This is a genomic window from Micromonospora sp. DT229 (genome assembly GCF_049844505.1).
Taxonomy (GTDB): domain Bacteria; phylum Actinomycetota; class Actinomycetes; order Mycobacteriales; family Micromonosporaceae; genus Micromonospora.
Genome location: NZ_JBNCLD010000054.1, coordinates 1 through 814, shown reverse-complemented (window position 1 = coordinate 814; position 814 = coordinate 1). Strand labels below are relative to the sequence as shown.

General features: G+C 66.5%; 1 protein-coding gene. It reads left to right on the top strand.

Annotation, left to right across the window (positions count from 1 at the left end; all coding sequences use genetic code 11):
- A partial coding sequence (locus ACLQ2T_RS29250) for a transposase family protein (protein WP_425769577.1) occupies window positions 1-804 on the top strand: 804 nt, incomplete at its 5' end.
- Between the last annotated feature and the right edge of the window lie 10 nt (window positions 805-814).

Here is an 814-nt window from a genome sequence, read left to right as displayed (position 1 = left end):
CTCGTGCAGCACCTCGCGCGTCTGCTGTACGCACAGCGCCGCGCCTGCGGCACCCGCCGTGGTACCCGGTCGTTGACCTGCTTCTACCAGGCGCTGATGGTGCTCGTCTGGTTCCGTAAGGCCGAGGACATGACCTTGCTGGCAGCCGGGTTCGGCATCTCCCGGGCGACTGCGTACCGCTACCGAGACGAAGGCATCACGGTGCTCGCCGCCCAGGCCAGCGACCTGCACACCGCGCTGCGTCGGGCGAGCGCCGACGGCTGGTCGCACGTGATCCTCGACGGCAAGCTGTTCGACTGTGACCGGCTCACCGAGACGACTCTGTCGGTCAAGGGCGAGGTGATCGATGCCTGGTTCTCCGGAAAGCACCGCGACTTCGGCGCGAACGTCCAAGCGATCATGCGCCCTGACGGGCTGCCGATCTGGACCTCGACGGCGATGCCCGGACATCTCCACGACACCAGCTGCGCCCGCGAACTCGGGATCACCGCCGCCCTGAACTGGTCCGCCGCCGAACTCGATCTGCCGACCCTGGCCGACTCCGGCTACGAAAGCGCAGGCCACGGCATCAAAACCCCGGTCAAGCAGCCTGCCGACGGCAGCCGGCTCGCACCCGACAACCGCGCCTACAACCGACTGCTACGCGGCCTGCGCTGGCAAGGAGAACGCGGCTTCGCCATCCTGATCGGACGCTGGAAGACGCTACGCCACACAACGACCAGCCCACGCCGCATCGGCGACATCATCGCCGCAGCCCTGCACCTGACCCACTTCGAATACAAATACCTACCGGAAAGTCGCTGAGATTACTTCA